Source organism: Herbaspirillum sp. CF444 (assembly GCF_000282135.1).
Classification (GTDB): Bacteria; Pseudomonadota; Gammaproteobacteria; order Burkholderiales; family Burkholderiaceae_D; genus Herbaspirillum.
The window spans coordinates 1-20,938 of the sequence record NZ_AKJW01000060.1; the positions used below are offsets into that span (position 1 = coordinate 1).

The following is a 20,938-nucleotide window of genomic DNA, read 5'->3' on the forward strand; positions in this document are numbered from 1 at the left end:
CCCTGCCAATATCGGGTCATACCAGTCCACGGAAAACTCAGCTGCCACGCATAGACAGCAATGGAATCGTCCCTGACAGGATCCGACTCCGTAATATGACGATGGTCATTAGGCCCGATGTATAACTCAGCCCAGTGCAAGGCAGTCTTGTAGGGCAACGACGAATCGCTCCGGACACCAAAAGACAATTTCGGCTTCACAAACCACGCCAGTACGTTTTCATTATCTTCGCTAGTAAAACCTGCTACAGCGTGCGCAAAGATATAAAGATCAAAACGAGTGTCGTGCCAGAAACGAGTAGCAGAGTCCAGTCGTGATTTGATGGTTCCAACCGTCCCATCCGAGACATCTGTTTTTCTGAGCTTCATTCCGCCATTCTTCGCCTGTACACTACGAATCAGAAATTTCTTCCACTCGCTAGTACCAATGTGGGTATCAACCCAACCTTGTGCCTCACCTGCGGAACGATCAATGGACCGTATCTCAACGTCACTAATTACCTTGCACCAGTCACCGTCAGCAATAACCTCCCAGTGCTCGGGCTTGCCATAGTCGATAGCTGGGTTCGTCGTGATCGTGACGGACGATTCCAAGCCATTCGCACCACCGCGTGCCGTACTAAAGGTCTTTAGGTTCGCCCTTTTTCCTTCTGGGCTCCAGCTCACCTGCGCTGCTACCTGCATGGTGGGCTGCGTCGTATCAGCATCACACCTCACGTAAAACCTGATGCGGTTGTGACCGCTTCCCGTCGTAGGCACGACCACATTGGGTACATTTTCTGTTACATAACTCCAGTCATCGTAGTCAACCATCCACTCTTTGTAGCAGTTCCCGGTCAGCCTCTCCGACGTATTGAACTCAACCAGTTGCACTACGCGAAGCAAATCGCTCCTGCTCAGATCCACCACCGTGCGATTCGCGTCGACGGCTGTGACAAACACGTCGACGTATGCCTGATGCCTCCCGTTACGATAGATGAACGGTGCGCCATCCTGTCCCGATCGAACCTCGAGTGCAGTAAGGTTCATGACCTTATTCCACGTTGCTGTTTGATCCATTTTTACCCCCCTCGTTATCCACAACAACAATCAGACGGCAATGCCAAGAGCAATACGCCTAGCCTAGCAAGCCTGCCTTTCCAACTGGTCGAGGCAATCTCGACCAGTGACGCCCCCCCGAATAACCACGATTTTTTTAAAGATAGTCGCAATCATCGCCATCTCGAATAAGACTTGGCGTAAAGCACTAACAGCCTGCTTCAACATCCCGTCATCCAGCTTTGCTGGCATGTTCTTACAGATATCGATAGTTCGTGACGTTTGTGACGATACGCCGCAATGCCATAGACAAACCAGCAGAAAAGTATTCAAGATTGAACGACAGAACGTCATTCTCATCCCGAAAATTGCAACGATCCGCCAGCGATTTGCGCCAGGTCTTATTCGAAAGGTTTGTGATCGCGATTATTGTTCTGGTTGTGAACAGGCCTTATGCAAATCAACCCAGCTATTGAGAGAGAACTTTCATCTTGCCCGAATCTTCGTGCAACTTAGCTGACGTTGGAGTATGACAATCATGTCAATAAAACCTATCTCACCGCCCAGCTTCGTGCGGCGGTATTGCATTGGTATGGCAGGAACGCATTTCATAACCGGGTACCGTTACGAAAACATTTTCTTCACGAGGAGAGAGGGTGCAGTTGTGAAATGAGGAGGCAATATCGGTTGTCTTATGTATTTTATGGAGAGTGAGGAGTTGTGTGCGAGTTGAGCGATTTCGCGGTTATGTAATTAGTGCTGAAATTCTATTTAAAAGCGGGCATTGGCATGGGCGATTCATAATTTTCAAACATACGCAGTTTGTTTGCGAGCATGTTTTTTTACTTTCCTCATGCGGAATGAGAAAAGCCCAACGTGAGATAAATATTCAGGCCCGCGCTCAAGTCTTGAAACTGATGGCAATGAATTGAGCCAATTTGCCGCTGGAAGCGAGTCTCAAATTTCCGTCGGCCAACAGCGAAAGCTTCGCGCCACGCGCAAGCGGATGGAAGCATCGTGTCACACCGTGCAATGAATGCCATAGCGTCACCAATCCGAAAGAGGACCCGGCTGCGGCCAACTAAAAGTGAAGGAACAAGATGAGTGACGACAAGTTGATGCCGCTGCGCCAGAAGATCGACGCCATTGACGCGCAAATTCTCGATTTTCTGAACCAGCGAGCCCGTTTCGCGCAGGAAGTCGGCCATGTTAAGGCCAAGACCAATGCTCCGGTGCTCCGTCCCGAGCGTGAGGCGCAGGTGTTGCGCAAGGCGGCCGAGCGCAATCCAGGTCCGCTGTTGGGAACCGATGTTCAAACCATTTTCCGCGAAGTCATGTCGGCTTGCCGTGCGCTGGAAAAGCGTGTGGTGGTGGCCTACCTTGGACCGGAAGGTAGCTTCAGCGAGCAAGCCGTATATCAGCAATTCGGCCACGCGGTCGAGAGTTTTCCGTGCACATCGATTAACGAAGTGTTCCACGATGTCGAAGCCGGCACTGCCGATTTCGGCGTAGTGCCGATGGAGAATTCTTCTGAAGGCGTGAATAGCTACACGCGGGATCTGCTACTGCACACTACGCTCACCATCAGTGGCGAAGTGAGGATTCCCATACGCTACAAGCTGATGACCAAGAGCGGCAACATGGATGATGCGATCTGCATCTGCGCTCACTCGCAGGCGCTGTCACAGTGCACCACTTGGCTCAACCTGAACTATCCCGGCATCGAGCGCCGGGCCGTGACCTCCAGCGCCGAGGCTGTGCGCATGGCAAGCAAAGATGCGACGGTGGCGGCGATAGCTGGCGAGATCGTAGGGCAGAAGTGCAACCTGCAGACCGTCAATACCCACATCCAGGACGGTCTGAACAGTCGCGCCCGCTTCGCCGTAATCGGTCACTTGCGCACCGCCCCTTCGGGACAAGACTTGACGTCCATCGTACTGTCTGTTCCCGACGAGGCCGATGCGGTATACAACCTGCTGGAGTTGCTGGCGAAGCACGGCGTTTCGATGGCGCGCTTCGAGTCGCGTCCAGAATGCACGGGCGCCTGGAAATATTATTTCCACGTTGACCTCGAAGGACACGAACAAGACCAGAAGGTCCTGCTGGAAGATCTGAGGCAGAACGCGTCCTTCTTCAAACTGCTGGGTTCGTATCCGAAGAGCCTGTAAACATATGCTGATCATCGCATCGCTCAAGGAGTGCCACCATTTCCGAGAAAACCGTAATGTCCACAATTCGCTCCAGTTCAGCCAACTCCTGACTGCGCTTGAAGCATCACCGACCTCATTGCTCAACGGATATGACCAAGCAAAACGCTTATTCAAAATGCGTAAAAGTAAAATTTTTATTGCCTCTGCTTCTGATATGGTGACGCGCAAATTGCGCAATTGCGACGAGGCAAACTTATTAAAGATTCCCGTATTACTAATAGGAGAGCGCGTATGAGACTTAACCTGAAACAATTTGCGACAGTCTTGGCCTTGCTTGTAGCCAGTTACTTTTCGCTCAATGCCAGCGCGGCTGCCCAAGCCTTGGAAAAGCCCAAGATCTCGATCGCCGTTGGCGGCAAGAATCTGATCTACCACCTGCCCCTGACCATCGCCGAGCAGCTTGGCTATTTTAAGAATGAAGGCCTGCAGGTCGAGATATCCGACTTCGCTGGCGGTGCCAAGGCGCTGCAGGCCATGGTGGGCGGCAGCGCCGATGTGGTGTCGGGCGCCTACGAGCACACCATCGACATGCAGGCGAAGAACCGGCCCATCGTAGCCTTCGTACTGCAGGGTCGCGCACCGCAAATCGTGCTGGCCGCCAACAACAAGACCATGCCCAACTACAAGACCGTCGCCGACCTCAAGGGAAAAAAGATCGGCGTCACTGCGCCCGGCTCGTCGACCAGCATCATGGTCAGCTACGTATTGGCCAAGGCCGGCCTGAAACCCTCTGATGTCTCCTTCATCGGCGTAGGCACGGCCGCTGGTGCGATCTCTGCGGTGCGCTCGGGCCAAATCGATGCCATCGCCAATGTTGATCCTGTGATTTCGATACTGGAACAAAACAACGAGATCAAAACCATCGTCGATACCCGCACACTAAAAGACACACTTGATGTCTTCGGTGGTCCGATGCCGGCAGGCACGCTGTATGCGCCCGAAATCTTCATCGAGAAATATCCGAACACCACGCAGGCATTGACCAATGCTATGGTACGTGCACTCAAGTGGCTTCAGAAGGCAACCCCCTCGGACATCATCAAGGTGGTTCCCCAAAACTATCTGCTAGATGACTCTGCACAGCTGTACATCTCGGCCTTCCTGAAAGTACGCGAAGCAATGTCACCGGACGGCCTTTTCCCCGAGGCGGGCCCCGAGACGATACTAAAAACCTTGCAAGCATTCGAGCCAGGTTTGGCGGGTAAAAATATCGACCTGCCTCACACGTACTCCAACGAGTTTGCCAGGAAGGCCAACACAAAGTACAAATAGATAACGTCAGCTATGGGGTTTCGCACAGCGCGGCTGCGATCTGGGAAAATGAGAATGAGTCGGGTATGTAACTAACGCTATACCTTGATGCGACTCGTTGGGAATAGCAGCCCGAATCAAGGGCCTTTCATGCCCGTAGTTGACCACAGGCAATTCTATCGACATCGTGGCCGGAACGTTCTTGACCTGGAATGTGCGGGTCACTACCTTCCAGGAAAAAACCTGGCCTGTGTTACTGAAAGGTCCCAGAACCGTCGTTCCATCCACGGTCGTCAATGCAACAGCTTCCAAGTACGGTAGAAATCAGGCCAAAAGATCACCAGCGTATATTTCTTCTTTTCATCATTGCCCTCCATTTTTCTCTTGTCACACCTCAATATGCCTGTCTGGTATTAAATAAATCAATCAGATCTCCGCCCATCGCATTGGTTTGCGTGCGGAACGCATCACTGGATCAACCGGTTGGGCATACTGCTACCTTCCTCGCCCAGATACGGCCCGGCTCCATCAGGCAGATTTCAGCAGGCCGTTAGTGATTTGCGCCAAGTCTTATTCGAAATGGCGACGATTGCGACTATCCTACTGGAGCAGACCTCTGCGGGATGTGTATGACTATTGACTGAGCGCCATCACCTTCATGCAAATCAGGCGACAAAGGTCAGGCAAGAAGCCGCTTCCGCTTTGCATTTCGTGCGATGACGAAGGCGATTTTCAGATCAGTTTCTTGTGAAGGAGATCATATGAGCACTACATCAATGCCCCCCCCTTTTTTCTATCCGACTGGCCGATGAGCGCCAGGCCTCTTGATGATCTGGATGACGGCATCACAGTAGATACCGTCCGTGGTCGAGTTTCCTGAGACCTCCGGACGTATTCAAAGGTTTTCGGAAACCAGCGACACTATGTGCCGGTCCAACCCAATATCAAGCTAGTCGATAAGGAAGAACGTTGCGTTGCATAATCTGTATCGAACGGTGTTCTTGTACGCGATCGACGGACAGAAAGCCGTATCGTCTGCCCACTATCTCTGGGCGACCGGCTGAGCCCGATCTGGATCAGCCAGCAGGGACAAATCCAAGACAAAAATACCGATACGCTAATCCAGCATATCGGGTGCGGCGCAAACTACGCTGCAGGCCAAAACCAGTCGCACAGAGCTGATTGCACCGACAGCCGTAGCGCGCCACTACACTACGCTGGTAGTGTGCCGAGCTGGACGGATAGCCAAACAGGTTTGACCATCTAGGCAACGGCTACTAGAACCTGGGAGGTAACGATGATGCCTTTCTTCCAATTACGCACTATGCTGATCATTTCCTCCACCGGTAGATGTGTGACTCCCGGTGGCCAGGAAGCGCTCCGTTTCGAGGTAGTAAAGAATGAAGTGTTTTGCTCAGTGGATGGAGAGTAACTCAAGCGATGCCGGCAAACAGATCATCCATTTAGCGAAAGAATTTAGCGCAACAACCAACACTGAGGCTTCAAAAATCAAGTGAACAAATGGCGTAGCACTACCAAATACAATGAGCAAGTTAGGGAGAGCGCTCATCAGTAAAAATTGATTTAAGTCGTGGATTCTCCGATCCAAAAAAGAAAGAGAACATAGAAATCGATAAATAGAAATTTTTTCAGAAATTTGCCATCATGAGTACGACAATAGTTGCTGGCATGGTGAGCATTCCAGCCAAATCATTGCAACAAGGAAATAATTTAAATTCTCTTTTTGGCTAAATTTGGTTATTTTTGGGCGTAAATTAATTCTTCAGTTGGATTGGATTCCGTATATGCAAATACCTGTAATCAGAATTCTGCTATTGGACGATCATTCGGTGGTTGGGAAAGGAATCGCTGCAGCCCTGGCTTCGGACAGCGGTTTTGCTATTGTCGGAAGCTTCTCTACCAGTCGAGATTTCATGGCCGCACTAAATAGCAATGAGGTTGATTTAGTCGTGATTGACTACTCACTAGGAGCCGATGATGCTGACGGATTGAGTCTTGTCAGAATGATGCGAAGGCGATATCCAGATATAAAAATACTCGTACTATCGTCTCATGACAACCCACTCACGGTTTCCCTCTCAATTGCGGCGGGTGCGCATGGTTTTTTAGGAAAGACAGAGGATATAACTTTGCTGGCTGGGGTTATCCGTCGCCTCATGCGTGGAGAGGCTTACACACCTCCAGCGCTCGCTAACAGTACCGATAAGATGTCTGAGGCTAGCGGTACTGATAATCTGATTGCTTCTCAAGTGTGTCTCTCTGCCCGAGAGCACGAAGTGATACTCTGCTGCCTTGAAGGCATGTCTATCATCCAGATTGCGAAGAAGTATTCTCGTAGTAGAAAAACCGTGAGTACTCAAAAGTTATCCGCCTACAGGAAGTTAGGAATTAAAACAGACATTGAACTTTTTAAAATCAATGGCCTATTAATAGGATCAAACAAACAATGAGGAGGTTTTCTCGTTCATTCTCAAGTATTGTTCTTTTTGGGCTTCTCATTCCCCTTGGTGCTTATGCTATTGAGTTGAGTACCGCGGAGAAAACGTGGTTGAAAGAACATCCGGTAGTACGCATTGCCATAGATCCTCACTGGAAACCAGTGGAGTTTTCTGACAAAGGTATCCCCAAAGGACTTAGTGTTGCCTACCTCAAAGAAATTGAAAAAGAAACGGGACTGAAATTCCAATTGGTGGAAACATCGCAATGGCGAGATTCCCTCGGCCTCGTTTATCGTGGCGAGGCAGAACTGCTGCCCGCAACAAGCCCCGATGTGCATGAACCAGAGGGAGCCAATGGACAGTTGATTTACTCAAGACCATATTACGTTGGATCGACAACCATCATTAGTCGTGCGAATGTCACCAATATTTTCGATAGCTCAGCTTTTAATGGGATGACAGTGGCTGTGGCGGGTGGGGGCATGTTTGAATCGTGGATTCGGCGAGCACAGCCCAAGGCGGCCCTTTTAACATTTGAAAATATCGATGACGTTTTGGACGCTGTTGTCTCGGGGAAGGCGCAAGTTGCTATTGGTCCAGAACTCATACTTCACACCTTGCTTCGCCAACGTTATCCCGATCAACTGCATATCGCGGGCAGCATACCATCGCTTCCCATTATGCTGAGAATGGCTGCGCGAGCAGATTCTCCGCTGTTGATCTCCATTATTAACAAAGTTCTGGTCGGATTGCCATCCGAAAAAACGGATCTTATCTATCAAGAATGGATAGAAACGGCGGATTATGGCCAACCATCATGGAAGGCCATTATTCACTATTATGGAAAAGAGACTGCGCTAGGAGCGTTGACTATCGTTTTCTTGCTCGTCAATATTTACTACATGCGTAGGGCAAAAAAAATAGCAGAGGATAACGAGCGGCAGAAGGGGATGTTTTTGGCGGTCATGAGCCACGAAATACGCACGCCAATACATGCAGTGCTAGCCTCTATTGATTTACTGCAAAACACCACGCTGGACGCTCATCAAAACAAATTGCTACATACAGCAATTTCCAATGCTGAGACGCTATCTAATCTTGTGAACGATGTATTGGACTATTCGAAACTAGAAGCAGGCGCTATCAATCTTGAATATATTCCGACTGATATAGAAAAAGTCATTGAAGAGGCGCTTGCATGTATCGATGTGTGCGTCAGAGAAAAGAACGTAAAACTTCACGTGTCATTTGCGGAAAAATTCCCACCTCTACGCCTGGACCCAACCCGCATGCGTCAAATTTTGACGAATATTCTATCAAATGCGGCCAAGTTTACTAATGCCGGATCAATTAGTGTATTTGCACGGTTAGAAAAATATGGTGAAAATTTAGCTCCGCTTTTGATGATTGAAGTCACGGATACCGGCATTGGAATCCCCGCTGCCGCACAACCATTTTTGTTCGCCCCGTTCAAGCAAGCCACGTCATCCATCACCCGAGAATTTGGTGGTAGCGGGCTGGGACTTGCTATATGTGCCGAGCTTATAAAGGAAATGAAAGGTCGCATAAGTATTACGAGTGCGCCAAGATCTGGGACCATTGTAAAGATCATTGTTCCAACAGAAATCTGTACATTCAAAGCTACCCCGGATTCGATTCAGAGTAATTCTCCATGCCCCTCTTCATCTCGACAAGATAAAATTCTTGTGATTGACGATGTAAATGTTAATCGAGAGCTTATTAGCGAGCAGCTTCTATTGCTTGGCTACTCCTGTGCCACGGCAGCCGATGGGGCTACTGGAATCAAGCAATATAGTGCAGAAAGATTTTCTGCAATCTTGCTTGATTGCCACTTACCGATAATGAGTGGCTACGACGTAGCAATAAAGATTCGAGAGATCGAAGAGCGAGAAGGATTCCCTTATATCCCCATCATTGCCATTTCCGCAGAGAGCGGAGATGCGCACACTCAGAAATGTTTTTCATCTGGAATTGACGGCGTACTCTCGAAGCCAATTCGGCTTGAACGCCTCCGAGAAACCTTGGCATTGTGGCTCCGACAACCTGATGCTGTAACGTCGAATAGCGGAGATGTTCGACTCTCAACGCTGACACCCGCAAATAGTCTGAAAGAAGACTACGCTCTGTTGGAAAAAGCGGTAGTTGAGTGTGATGTTTTGGCTAGTAGGCATTACTCTCATAGAATCAAAGGAGTTGCTCTTATGCTTGACCAAACAGAAATCATAGATGCGATTCGTATTTTTGAGGACACTATCCCGAGAACTCCATTTTCAACAAATTTCAGTTCAGTAGCCCTTAGTGCTGTGGAGCGAAGCATTAAGAGCTACATCCTGATGACCGAGGACTTCTATGGTGCTGGAGAGGCGCATTGAAAATCCTTGTGTCAGTGATTTGATTCCCCTTCCGCAAGCCGCCAAAAAGGATTTGGTACTTGTCTAGCGGGCTGTTGAAAAGCACTCCGTCGCAAAGGGCGCAGCACAGTTAAACACGACTCGACATGAAAGTGCGGCTGAATTCATACCATGCCACTGCACCGCTCCTCGCAGCACAGCGCCCAGTAGTATTCGTGCAATTCGGGTCAGCTTGAAGTGTTGGTCCACGCGCTCGAGGCCACGATATACAGTTTGTCGAAGCCGACCGTCTTTCCCCTGCCAAAGTGCTCTTCGATGCGTTTGCGGATGACCTGGCTCACTCGGTATCCCTTGTGCCGCCGAGGTACGACCATCGATTGTACTGCCGCCAGCTCGCACGTCGTTTTGACCCGACTGTCGTCGTTGGCCGCTAACGAATCGCCCGGGTATTCTTACGCTGCGGCGATCCCATTTTACGGATGAACGCAGCCAATTTGGCAATATCCACACTTCCCCAACCACTAGCATAATCCCAACCTCTACCCGCGCTGTAGCCAAAGCCTTCCCATCCATTATTACCAGAAATAACATCGTGAAATACTTCCGGATCGGTCCGACCTGCCTCATAGATCAATGGGCAAGGGAAGCCAAGTTTGTTGCCGAATGTCGTCTGAATCCGCGCATAAAACCCCGCAAACAACGGCGCCGACAGGCTAGTACCATCTCCTTGCTGCGCCTTTCCATCGATCTTTATCAGAATGCCAGAATCACGATCCGCATCAAATGCGATGTCTGGAAGTGCACGTTTGTTCATGGGTTGAGCCGTCAATGCTGATTGCCATGCCGGGCGCGATATATATTTACTGTACCCCCCTCCTGTGGCTATCAGAGTGCCTTTAGATGTTTCACTTTCATAATAAAGACCATGATTCCAAACCTCTTCCATGGCATGCACTGTCTGCCCATAGGTGTAGAGTCGGGTTCCTCCCACTGCGACTACGTTTGCAGATGCCGCCGGCCAGTCAACCGAATAGTTGCCCCCGTCGAGTTCGCCACCTTGGCAGTCGTAGGCCCCGTGATCACCAGTCGCCACAACGAATGTCTGCCCCTGAGCAACTGCGATCGAAAATATCTGACTATCCGCTACCAATGTTCCGCTCTTATATGCACTCTCCTCGCATTCACCAAGCGATACACTAATGACACGCGCCTCATTGTCCGAAACTGCTCGATTAAATGCACGAGTAATACTAGCCTCCAATGCATCTTCACCAAATTTCATTTCGGCGGCATAAAAAATCATCTGCTTTAACGCTCCGCCTGCCGTACCTATTGCAGCATGAGCATCTAAAGACGCCTCACTGATATAGATATCGCTATCCAGCCCATCATAGTTGCCTTTTTGGTCGCCCGTCCTGATCGTCTTGATTATTAGCTGTGGATAGTCCACCTTCATCTGCTTCAGAGTCTCCGGCGCCTCTCCGAGGGTAATAATACCAAGCGACGTTTCATGTGCAGCACCAAGGCTGTCACCATCGTAAATAGTTGAGAATTCAGCGGGCCAATGGGGTGATGCCAAAGGAGAGACAAATGGCTGGCGCACGGCATCGGCATGATGAAAAAATGGATGAGGCCCATCGATATTCTGCAAGCCCTGAACTGCCAACACTATTCCCGCGAGGCTCATTGGCACCTGAACGATACTGGTGTTTGCGTACCTTACGCGACCAGCCTCTTTGAATACAGCCAGCTTTGTGTTGAATGCGGCCTCGATTGTCCTGACAGAACCCACCGCCGAAACAAACAGCCGATTCGGCGTTGCCTCGACCTGTGTAAATCCGGTGACCTGCAAGTAGGCCTTGATAGCATCGACCTGTTCCTCGACGGGCGCAAAATCGCGTTGAAATTGCTCGCGCGTCAGAAAATTTCCATATTCAGAACTCTCAGGATCATTTACATCCCGGGCCATTTCATCAAGCCGCTCCTGATTCCGAACCTTCAGCGCTACCTGGATATGAACCGGATGTTCTCGATAAAGCATATAGGAAGATGCCGGATCGCCATACGGAGGCAAGAATGCCAAGGTTTTCGTATCTGCCCAGCGATTGTCAGCATCTGCAGTTGCCGAAGTGCTTAGCAACAAACACGTGAATATCACGCGTACTATAAAGTTGATGGCGATTATTGCGCGATTCATCATCTCAAGTCCTCCTGCAACTCTGCGACGTCCCATAATAATAACGCTAGCAAAGAACGCCAGACGTTTAGACATCACACGAAATATCGCCAGGCGATACATTCACGCTACAAGATAAAGTCAATCACGAATACCTAGCGGTAAAAAGTTCAGATATAAAGTGGCGATCGCAGTTGCCGGAATGGTTAGCATGAGAAAGGCAAGTATTGCAGTGTCGATGACTTGAGACGATGATGGAAGTAGTAATGAAGTATTTATATTGTGCTTTTGCATTAAGGTCGCCTCGGTTGAAAATATTTTCTGCGCATCGTGATATAGAAAGACCCGGCTGACATAGATTGAAGGAACCGACTCGGCAACATCTCGACGAGAGATAAAAGATACGTATTCATGATGGCGATTATTTACCTGACTTTATATAAGACTTGTCCCAATCCCTGTGCGAGACTTTTTTATAACGCCTTAATATAGTTTCCTGTCGTGTGTCAATTGGTCAGTTAGAGGAAACCGCTAGCAATTCATTGATTGAGAAATGATCATGCAGGGCCACACTACTCAACCAAGAAAAAAATATTCTCTCTACGTATGTCGCGAAGGTAAATATGCGCCTCTGCATACATGTTTGCATTAGCACTATATAGTTGAAGGTCCCCCTCATCAGCCAATCTTGTAACGTGCATTTCCGGGGTGGAAAGATGATGCATTAGATTATTTCTGTTCAGATGAAAATTCTTCCGTAGCGAAACACCCCTTATCTGCAACGGAGTATCTTCTTCTGCATTTCTGCCAATCTCGAATATATGTCCTTCTCCGCGATGCTGTCGCTGGTTAAAAATTTCCGCTCCCTCCTTGGACTCCGATACGATCAGAGCATCATGTTCATCAGGGATCATTTTTCTTACTCCCCCAAACTGAGAAGAGCGATTAAAGCCATTCTCTAGAATGAGATCCACATCTACTGTCGACGCTTCCACACGATACAGTGGACCCGAAAAGGTTTCCTCGTGCAGTCCCTTGCTATTCAGGGTCAGCTCCGGATGGTTTTCACTTCGAAATCCTCGACCTCTACCAGACAGCCCCCCTGATTTAGGGTCAAGAAGGCGCCCCAGCCGCCTTGAAAGTCCGCGGGTCTTACCCAGAGCAATTCCCACGCCGGTCTCGTAAAGCGAATTTGCCCGCCTGGCCAGCACTATCCCACCTTGGACCAGGCCTACCGCTCCGGTTCCCATCGACACCCACCCCAGGATCGCTGATGCTTGCGGATCCACATCCTCGCTTGCCCCACTGGCAATGGCGCTCACATCCGCAAGCGCACCCGTTATTCCTACCGCCAGTGAGACCGCCGAGGTCGACTCGATGGCGGCCATGACGCCACCAGCGGCCGCCATCGAGGCTCCCGCCGTCACAATCGTCAGCGCCAGTCCGGCAATGCCCATACTGATACCCAGCCACGCCTGCCAGCTCAGGTGCCCCGATGGGTCCGCATAATTGACTGGGTCGCCTGCGCAGTACGCATACGCATTGATGCCTCCGGCCCCAAACGGACTCCACGCATCCGGACTGTTGAATCGCATCAGCACCGGGTTATATGCCCGATAGCCATTACCCAGGTGATACGTGCCGCTCACCGGATCCCGGCGCTGGCCGTTATAGCCCAATAGCTCGTTCATTTCCATCCTCCACTTTCTGGTGTGAAATCCTGTGTTCGTACCGGCATCCTTTTGTGTTCGACACCAACATCTGACGCCCTTGTTTATTCCGTCAGTCGGCATTCCTGATATCGTCGTTATCACAATAACCATAAAAATGGTAGGTCCGGCCTTCGGTCCGATCGACAACCATTGAGCAGTTACCGACCTGTGCCACTGGTGCCTGCCAATGGCCGGTGGGGTGGGGGGACGGGTTGACACAAATTCCGTACAGGCCTGCCCACAGTTAGTAACGATAATCGCATTCTCACCATTTGAAATAAAACTTGGCGCAAATCATTCATTACAAGTTAAAAGGCTCAGGGTGCAACATCCGAAATTGGCGCATAGCGCTCAATCGCTTCATGATCGAATTCAAGGAACGTATTCAACAATACGCTCCTTGATAGGCGCCGTGGTATTTACACAGAAACGCTTACAGGCTCCAACACGCAGATAACGGACATACGAAAAAGCCTGACATATTCAGGGCGGTGTTCTTTGAGCAGCATCCGACGCGCGGGAATGCCGCGTCGTTCTTTCGTAAAGAACGCATTGTGCTCTAACTGGCTAAGCCCAGCGCAACCCAAGAAAGATAGCTGCCAATACTGCATTGATATTGTTCGTTTCTCAGAGTTTCAGACGGGCGATCAAGCATGATCGCCCGCACCGTACAGCACACCCTGTTTTTAAGTCCATCGCTCAAAACAGATGTGCATTTTACGCACATCGCCCCCTAGCATCAGGCTCTTACCATTCGTAGCGCAATCCCGCATTAAGCATGAACGGCTGCGAGAGTCTGCCCCCCTTGGCATAGGTGTAGTCAACATTGGCCGACAGTGACTTGCCAATCTGTGCTGCGACGCCCAAGCCCAATTCAGTACGACTGCCCGACAGGTTATTGTGAAACGTATTGCCATTGATCGAGATATCGGCCCCCTTGGCAAATTCATTCACCTCGGCAAGCCGGACATAGGGCTCGACAACATTCCCCGCAATGCTACGGAATGTATTCCCCAACGTTGCCCCCAAGGCTCCCTGCAAAGAACTGGTATGGTCGCCATGCGCCATCATGCCATTGCTCATGGTAACGTCCACCGATTGCATGCGCAGGCCTGCCACTTGTGCATAAGGCTCCAGGAAGAAGCCATTATTCAGTTCGAATTTCCTGCCGCCTTCCACCGAAAAACCAACACCGTTGGTGGCAAAGGAACCATGAGCACTGCTGCCCCCGCTCCCCACGGCCTGCGCCTTGCTGCTGTAGTGGTTGTAGTTCAACAGCCCCGACAGATAGTAACCATGCTGATTCAGCCAAGCACCATAGACTCCAATGGAATAGGCATCCACGGAGCCATTAGCGCCGGCATGATCATCCAGATCCGAACGGCTGGCATTAAACACGCCGCCGATGAACACCTTGCCGTCCAGTGTCTGAAAAGCCTTGTCCGCCCCAACGGCCAGACCACTCTGGCGCTGGCTGTACGGCGTCCCTGCACTACTCGATATATTCAACTTGCTACCGTAGGCCCGTGCCCATCCCCCTCCGTTATCCTGCTGAAACCGCAGTTCACCCAGCCGGGTACGCAAGGGAATCAACTGGCTGTACCAGATTGTCGGCGCTACCCCGGTGATCGCCAGTACTGAGTCGGCGAATGGAGTTGTCTTGGTCGTGGGCACCAGCACCCAATTATTCCCATCCTGCTTCAAGACATATTGGTATGTACCCAAATCCGCAGCACCATAGGCCAGTTCAAAATTGGCCGAACCACCCTGTGTTTCGACCACCGTGATACTCCCGGATTTTTTGGGATCCACTCCCTGTCCCTTGATATTCAAGGCAAAATTCCCGTTGGCCTGATTCGCCCCGGTAACGACCAACTTGTCGGAACTGCTGGTGGAGAAGTCTGTACTCATCCCGAATACCCCGTCCCCAGCCAGTGAGTTCACGGTCAGCGTATGCAATGCTCCTGGCGCGCCATTGAGATCAATCCACCCGCGATTATTGAGATCGATCAGCGTCGATGAACCGGTCAGCGTCCATTGACCCGACAAGCCCACGGCCAGCTGGTTCACCGCCTGCATCCTGCCGATCCATTTGGCTCCTTGATCAAGCACAATGTTAGTGGTACCGCCCTGATTGACGACATCACCAGCAATTGTCGTATTAGCGACCGTCACATCCGTCTGGCTAAGTGCGTCAGTCAACAACACCACACCGTTGGCGCCACGCAATGTCGTTCCATCCCGCAACGCGATGGATGCTCTGGCACCTGCATCAACCCAGATCGCCGCGCCTGATCCACTGTCAATCTGACTGTTGGTCAACGTCATCGTAGTCAGCCCAGCGGAGCCGCCACCCGAAGCTGAACCCTGATTAAAAACGACACCACCCCGCCCACCCGAAATGCGCGAATTGCTTACATCAACGTTGATATCACCACTGATTGCCTCACTAACCAACCCGGCGTCCTGCCCCACCATGGTCGCCCCATCCACCGTCAGGCTCGTTGCCTGCCCAACGCGATTCGTGTCGTTGAGCAATGCTATCCCCGCCCCATTGATCTGGCCAAGCCTGTCAATTGCTGGATCTGTTGCTCCCGTGCCAATGAATGTCCCGCCCCGCACCATCGCGGAGGAATTGTCGGTCACATACAGCGCCACCATCCCGCCCGTAGCCTGGAGATTATGCGCAAACACAACTGAGTCATTATTGCTCACGACCCCCGCCCTGTCGGCAACTATCACTGAGCCTTCAAAGCGCATCAACGCATCATCAAACAGATCAACTGCGTCGTGCTGCCCTCGCCCCGTAAACAAGGTATTTGCCGTCGATGTTCCCGTCGATGTTCCCAAAAGAGAGAATGCGGCAGTAGCAAGATTCGACGAGGCTGTCGCCTCAAGCGACACATTATCCAGATGAACTTCCGCATTGCCTTGCACAAACACTCTCTTGAGTGTTGCACGGGTTGCCGCGCCCACCCCAGCATTGAGGATCGCACCATTCACGGTGTTGCCATGACTATCATCCCCCACATAAACATCCCCCAAAAAAGTAGCGCCCGATCCAATATTGGCCGTCGCAGCCCCCACCCACAGAGAAACACCACCAGGGCTAATACCGAATGTACCGTTTTGGTATGACACCCCTCCTCCGCTTTGCAAAAAATAATTAGAACTGTTGTCTCCAGAATAGCTATCCGCATCATGCGTAAACACTTCGCCAGCCACAGCAGCCCCTCCTCCCAGCGCTGCCGCAACTGCGATCGCCATCATGGATCGCCGAATTTTAGAACGAACGTTAGTCATAACACCTCCCTACCAATTACCAGATTGCATAAAAAATCAATCCATCAACTTGGAGTGACAAAATTGGCGCAAAGTTGCCCACACTTGGGCCACCCAAGACAGCGAACAAAACGTAGCGCCCAAGCTCACCCACGCCGACAGATCAGACGCAGAACCCACCAGATGAATTTGCACCGAGAATTGCCCCGCCCTTAGAACACATAGATGTGTCGCCTCGGCTTTACCAAGCGCTCAATCGATGATGCCAAACAGAAATTGCAGCCATAGAGGTCCGGACTTTTTAATGCTTTACCCGGATGGAATGCGCTGGAAATTTTGATGCAACCAAACAGCCGAATATGCCCACGCCACAACACCATTTGGCGTCACGAGCATTGATTGGCTGAATGTGGAGAAGAAGAGGGGAAAAGATCAATCTCACGAGCAATTCAACACGTTTGATTATCTATCCGCAGAAGAGCGAGCGATATGAGACATGGCTGATTTTCTCCGCCGGTGCCGTTATCGCCTGCGTGGTGGCAAGTAGTGGCTTAGTCAGCATACAATGCTGCAGAGCGAGGCCATGGCGCACCCGGCGCATGCAATAGCTTGAGGTCGAGAAAGCCATTTAAAAAAAACAAATGGCCTGCCCCGAATTTACAGACATGTTCTTGATGCGGTCAGAAGAATGCTTGATACACCGGAATAACTGAATACGGCCACATCAGCTCGAGGACGGATCGCTCCCCCGCCATGACCGAAGTAAAATTTAACACGGTGTCCATGATGACTCGATCACGACACATCACGCCCCCCCCCCACCTTCTGCCGTGAAGCGCCGCACCAGCACTGCCACTCATCCGGTGGCATTACTCATCTCTGTCGTCAACGATCTCCGCTATGGCGCTGCATGATCGCTTACCACCGATCCACCACGCTTCCGGCATCAACATGTCAGCGCTCCCGTCTATTGCATAGACGGGAGCGCTGTATTAGTTTCCTATTTTTATCTTCGTGACCCCACCGTCAATCCAAGCTCCCGAGCCATCCAATTTGTCATTCCATTTTGCCGTGATGGAAACTGTGCCAACATCGTGAAACTTAACTTGACTGCTGTCGTCGTTGCTGACGGTGAGAGTATACTCTCCATTATCGAACGTTTTCACATCGAGAATCCTCCCGCCAGGCGTAAACTCCAGAACGTTTATTGTATCGAGCTCCAACCGAAGCGGCCAGCCCGGCACACCGACGGCCCCACTACTAGGATCCTTCCAGATTTTGTAGCCCTTCAGGGTATATGGCTGATCTTGAAACTGCTCCTGCCAATCAGTCTTATGCACGCTTCCATTATTCGGAAGCACATCAAGTTGGGTTGGCACCGGAACGACATGCCACGTCATGGAAGTACTTTTCCCACCAACCCCACCAACCTCCGCCTTAACGATCACGTCACCCGCCATATTTCCCGCCTTGATGGAATCAATTTTTTCTTTAGAATTCACCTCTGTGCTGGTGCTTGACGCGTCGCCAAAATGTGCGTTATTGCCCGCCCCGTTCTGCGAATCTGGCCCCTCAAGAGTAACCGTGATGCGTTTAGGAGAGGAAGCCGGAGTAAGTTCGACCGCAAAGGAGGCGTTAGGTATATCAAACACCTCCTTTTGCGGCGTGCTGCGTGACGTGTTCGGAACAAATTTGATATCTGTCACTGCCACAGACACCTCGCCGGTGTAAGTCGCCGGAGGGGGATTTCCCCGCCCGGTGGCGACGAGATTAATCTTACCGTTGCCCGAATCCGAAGCTGACACAAAATCTTTGACGACCAAACCGGCAGACGCCGTGATTACATCGCTCCTTTCGCTCCCCTCGGTGAGGCTTGCCTTGACGCCGTTGTCCACAGAAATAACGGAGAGGGTTACCAGCGCATCAATAGCGGGGTTACCGGTCTTCGTACTTTTAGCCCGAAAGGTGATCCCCTTAGTGGCTTCAAAGGTTGCGCCTGGAATAACAGGATCATCGCTCTTGTCCGGCGTCACTTCCAACGTATAGCTTGCCCTACCGGCAGGATCAATGGGCGGAACCTTGGGCAACGGATTGATCCTGATGAGGCGACCATTTTCCGCTTCATCGGTAACAAAGAGCGAGTCATCAGACCACCACGCCAGCGCCGTGGGATAGACAGGAGCAGTTGCGTCGAGTAGTCCATAGCTTACCTCGATTTTCCCGGCTGCCTCCCCAGCTTTCGGCGGCATAATGCCGTAGACTCGCCCCTTACCGTCCATGTTGCTGGCCCAGACATAACCTGAATTATCTACGGTCAAGCCAACCACGTTTTCCGCCCCCCTAGGCAGGGTGACCATCGGATCTGGCATCTTCGTCGGCATTGAATCGATTTTTATCTGCCATATCTGACCTGCTGACCCCGCGACGTAGAGCAGGTCGTCATGTATTGCCAGCGATTGCGCACCGTCCAACGAGAAGTACTTGACGCCAGGCAAAGGATCCGTAGCTCTCAAAGCCCCCAACTGGAACTCGCCATCAGCAGACTTCTGAACGACCATCCACAGTGTTTGAGTCTTGGCGTGGTACGCCAATGACTGGATCGAATTTCCCATCCCACTCAGTTGGACCTGGTAGGTGTGTTTCATTACCTTGTCTTGGGTCGCATCGAAAGCCCACAAATAAGGCAGATTCATGTCAAGCACCCACAACAGGTCCTTGGGTCCGGTTCCTGCACCGCCCGGCTGAAAAGCCAGCGCACCAAATTCAATCTTTCCAATACTCGGGTTCTTATCGCTCTCATAATAAATAGTTGCCGCCGCATTGGCGTTGAGTGTCGTCGCATCATAGCGATACAGCACCCCGTGCTCGTTATCGGACATCCACAACACCTTCTGATGAAGAAGAAGGTCATCGATCCATGGTGCTGCCGTGGTAGGAGTTTTAGGCGTAGCATTGCCATATGGCAATGTGACAGTCGACACCAGCTCAGGGGGATTCTTCTCTAAGTTAAACAGGAAGGCATGGGCATCCTTGCCTTTATTGACAGCGACCTCGCCAACCCAAGCCGATTTGGAAGAAATATCAATGAACATCGGTCCAAGGCCTGCTTTTGAATTTGCGGTGATTTTCAGGTCGTGCTGCTGTGTATCATCAAGAGTAACTTCGGTAGTCATTACGATTCCTTTACTAAAATAGAGTGTCAATTCGGCATGCAGGCACCTATCGAATGAGTTCCTGTCGTCGGCCGTATATCAACACCGTGATTGAATTTTGAAAAATTTCAAACTAGTTACCAATCCCTACCTCGATATCACATGCGTTCTTAGATATTTCAATCCAACTGCCAGTACCGTCCGGCTCCTCGTTCCAAAATACCTTGATAGTGAAGCCCTTACAGCCCTCAGGAACCGCCAGTTGTTTTGCCTGAAGCGTTGCATTCCCCTGACCATCTGTTACCTGAACCAGGAAGGAATCAAGGTGATCCCCAAACGTTGCCCCGTTGCTGTCGACAAAGGTCCATTTGACGTACCAGTCGGCGACTGGTACGACCTGAGCAGGATCAGAACTCCCCAGAATCCGATGCCCTGTCAGCGCGTGATTGATGGTGACAAACTGCTCGCTGAAACGCTGCTTATGAAAGGACTGCTTTTTCGTGTCTTCCGGTATCGTCATACGATCCGGCACAGGTAACACGTGCCAGACCATGGACGCACCAAAGACAGTGCCGGACGATGGTTGCAGGGACACCTCCCCGATTTCCTTGCCGGCCTGGATCGCCGGCAATGTTTCGCCGGCGGTGAACGTCGCTGTCTGCGGGTTGCCTTGCACAAAACGTGCGCTGTAATCCGAGGGATCTGCGCCCGAGCCAGGCCCCGCCAAGTGCACAACAACATCTTGTGTAGACGGCGGGATAGTCTGGACAATCACCTTGGCCGCGTCCGGAAAGTACCTGTTCTGCCAAGTGATTTGCGACGAATTCGGCCTGAACACGATCCCAGTCACCACCGAATGCAAATTCCCAAACTCAAGCCAGTGGTCAGGCGCCACTGCATCCATGATGGACACAGTCATTCTTGTCTGAACTGGTGCCGCATTAGACGACACGTCTCGCAAATAAACCATGACGGGGCGATCCCTGACCGTGTCGTCGTCGGCAACCGTCGTCACATCAAGCGTTCTCGCCCAGCCAGTCTTGCCATCAACACTCATCGCAGGAAACGTTCCATCATCGGAAAAATGCTTCCCAGCAGAAAAAAACAACGCGAAACTTACGAGAACCGGTTTGGAAGGCAATGTAGGGAAAGCTTTGTCCTGCACATAACAGGTAAACGCGCGTCCACTCGTGCCACTCAAATCAGCATCGAAAGCACCAAGAAGCGGGGGACCATTACTGCCAAGCGAAAACCGCTTCAGATCATCATCCGCATCCATGATTCGGT

General features: G+C 51.0%; 11 protein-coding genes and 1 pseudogene. 5 read left to right on the forward strand and 7 right to left on the reverse strand.

Going from position 1 to position 20,938, the window contains the following annotated elements; all coding sequences use genetic code 11:
- On the reverse strand, positions 1 to 1,058 hold a 1,058-nt coding region (locus PMI16_RS12745), incomplete at its 3' end, for a hypothetical protein (RefSeq protein ID WP_007880086.1).
- Positions 1,059 to 2,137: 1,079 nt separating this feature from the next.
- Between PMI16_RS12745 and pheA the strand changes: the two genes are divergently transcribed.
- The 5 genes from pheA (at position 2,138) to PMI16_RS12775 (ending at position 9,350) form a co-directional block, all read left to right on the forward strand.
- Complete coding sequence (pheA, locus tag PMI16_RS12750; protein WP_007880088.1) at positions 2,138 to 3,205, forward strand: chorismate mutase; 1,068 nt, start codon at positions 2,138 to 2,140, stop codon at positions 3,203 to 3,205.
- A gap of 4 nt (positions 3,206 to 3,209) precedes the next feature.
- Positions 3,210 to 3,482, forward strand: a complete 273-nt coding sequence (locus PMI16_RS12755; protein WP_034380341.1) for a hypothetical protein — start codon at positions 3,210 to 3,212, stop codon at positions 3,480 to 3,482.
- Positions 3,479 to 4,519, forward strand: a complete 1,041-nt coding sequence (locus PMI16_RS12760) for an ABC transporter substrate-binding protein (RefSeq protein WP_007880090.1) — start codon at positions 3,479 to 3,481, stop codon at positions 4,517 to 4,519. Before PMI16_RS12755 ends, PMI16_RS12760 begins: the two co-directional genes overlap by 4 nt.
- A 1,784-nt stretch (positions 4,520 to 6,303) precedes the next feature.
- Entirely contained in the window at positions 6,304 to 6,969 is a 666-nt protein-coding gene (locus PMI16_RS12765; RefSeq protein WP_007880093.1) for a response regulator transcription factor, read from the forward strand.
- On the forward strand, positions 6,966 to 9,350 hold the full coding sequence (locus PMI16_RS12775; RefSeq protein WP_007880098.1) for an ATP-binding protein: 2,385 nt from the start codon (positions 6,966 to 6,968) through the stop codon (positions 9,348 to 9,350). The genes PMI16_RS12765 and PMI16_RS12775 overlap by 4 nt, the downstream gene beginning before the upstream one ends.
- A gap of 156 nt (positions 9,351 to 9,506) precedes the next feature.
- Here PMI16_RS12775 and PMI16_RS25310 read toward each other — a convergent pair.
- The 6 genes and pseudogenes from PMI16_RS25310 to PMI16_RS12810 form a co-directional block, all read right to left on the reverse strand.
- Positions 9,507 to 9,737, reverse strand: a pseudogene (locus tag PMI16_RS25310) (IS5/IS1182 family transposase); the annotation flags it as partial.
- A 22-nt stretch (positions 9,738 to 9,759) separates the two neighbouring features.
- Entirely contained in the window at positions 9,760 to 11,601 is a 1,842-nt protein-coding gene (locus tag PMI16_RS12780; RefSeq protein WP_162131123.1) for a S53 family peptidase, read from the reverse strand.
- Positions 11,602 to 12,077: 476 nt separating this feature from the next.
- Positions 12,078 to 13,196 carry an RHS repeat-associated core domain-containing protein gene (locus PMI16_RS25030; RefSeq protein ID WP_007880100.1) on the reverse strand — a complete coding sequence of 373 codons (1,119 nt, stop codon included), beginning with the start codon at positions 13,194 to 13,196 and terminating at the stop codon, positions 12,078 to 12,080.
- A 768-nt stretch (positions 13,197 to 13,964) separates the two neighbouring features.
- Entirely contained in the window at positions 13,965 to 16,520 is a 2,556-nt protein-coding gene (locus PMI16_RS12790; RefSeq protein ID WP_081493412.1) for an autotransporter outer membrane beta-barrel domain-containing protein, read from the reverse strand.
- A gap of 971 nt (positions 16,521 to 17,491) precedes the next feature.
- Positions 17,492 to 19,672, reverse strand: coding sequence for a hypothetical protein (locus tag PMI16_RS12805; protein ID WP_007880103.1), 2,181 nt, complete (start codon positions 19,670 to 19,672; stop codon positions 17,492 to 17,494).
- A 112-nt stretch (positions 19,673 to 19,784) separates the two neighbouring features.
- Positions 19,785 to 20,930: a hypothetical protein gene (locus PMI16_RS12810; RefSeq protein WP_157212632.1), complete on the reverse strand. Its 1,146-nt coding sequence runs from the start codon at positions 20,928 to 20,930 to the stop codon at positions 19,785 to 19,787.
- Positions 20,931 to 20,938: the final 8 nt, after the last annotated feature.

Coding starts and splice junctions, on each gene's coding strand:
- pheA (WP_007880088.1), top strand. CDS start 2,138: ATGAGTGACGACAAGTTGATGCCGCTGCGCCAGAAGATCGACGCCATT.
- PMI16_RS12765 (WP_007880093.1), top strand. CDS start 6,304: ATGCAAATACCTGTAATCAGAATTCTGCTATTGGACGATCATTCGGTG.
- PMI16_RS12755 (WP_034380341.1), top strand. CDS start 3,210: ATGCTGATCATCGCATCGCTCAAGGAGTGCCACCATTTCCGAGAAAAC.
- PMI16_RS12780 (WP_162131123.1), bottom strand. CDS start 11,601: ATGTCTAAACGTCTGGCGTTCTTTGCTAGCGTTATTATTATGGGACGT.
- PMI16_RS25030 (WP_007880100.1), bottom strand. CDS start 13,196: ATGAACGAGCTATTGGGCTATAACGGCCAGCGCCGGGATCCGGTGAGC.
- PMI16_RS12805 (WP_007880103.1), bottom strand. CDS start 19,672: ATGACTACCGAAGTTACTCTTGATGATACACAGCAGCACGACCTGAAA.
- PMI16_RS12760 (WP_007880090.1), top strand. CDS start 3,479: ATGAGACTTAACCTGAAACAATTTGCGACAGTCTTGGCCTTGCTTGTA.
- PMI16_RS12790 (WP_081493412.1), bottom strand. CDS start 16,520: ATGACTAACGTTCGTTCTAAAATTCGGCGATCCATGATGGCGATCGCA.
- PMI16_RS12775 (WP_007880098.1), top strand. CDS start 6,966: ATGAGGAGGTTTTCTCGTTCATTCTCAAGTATTGTTCTTTTTGGGCTT.
- PMI16_RS12810 (WP_157212632.1), bottom strand. CDS start 20,930: ATGGATGCGGATGATGATCTGAAGCGGTTTTCGCTTGGCAGTAATGGT.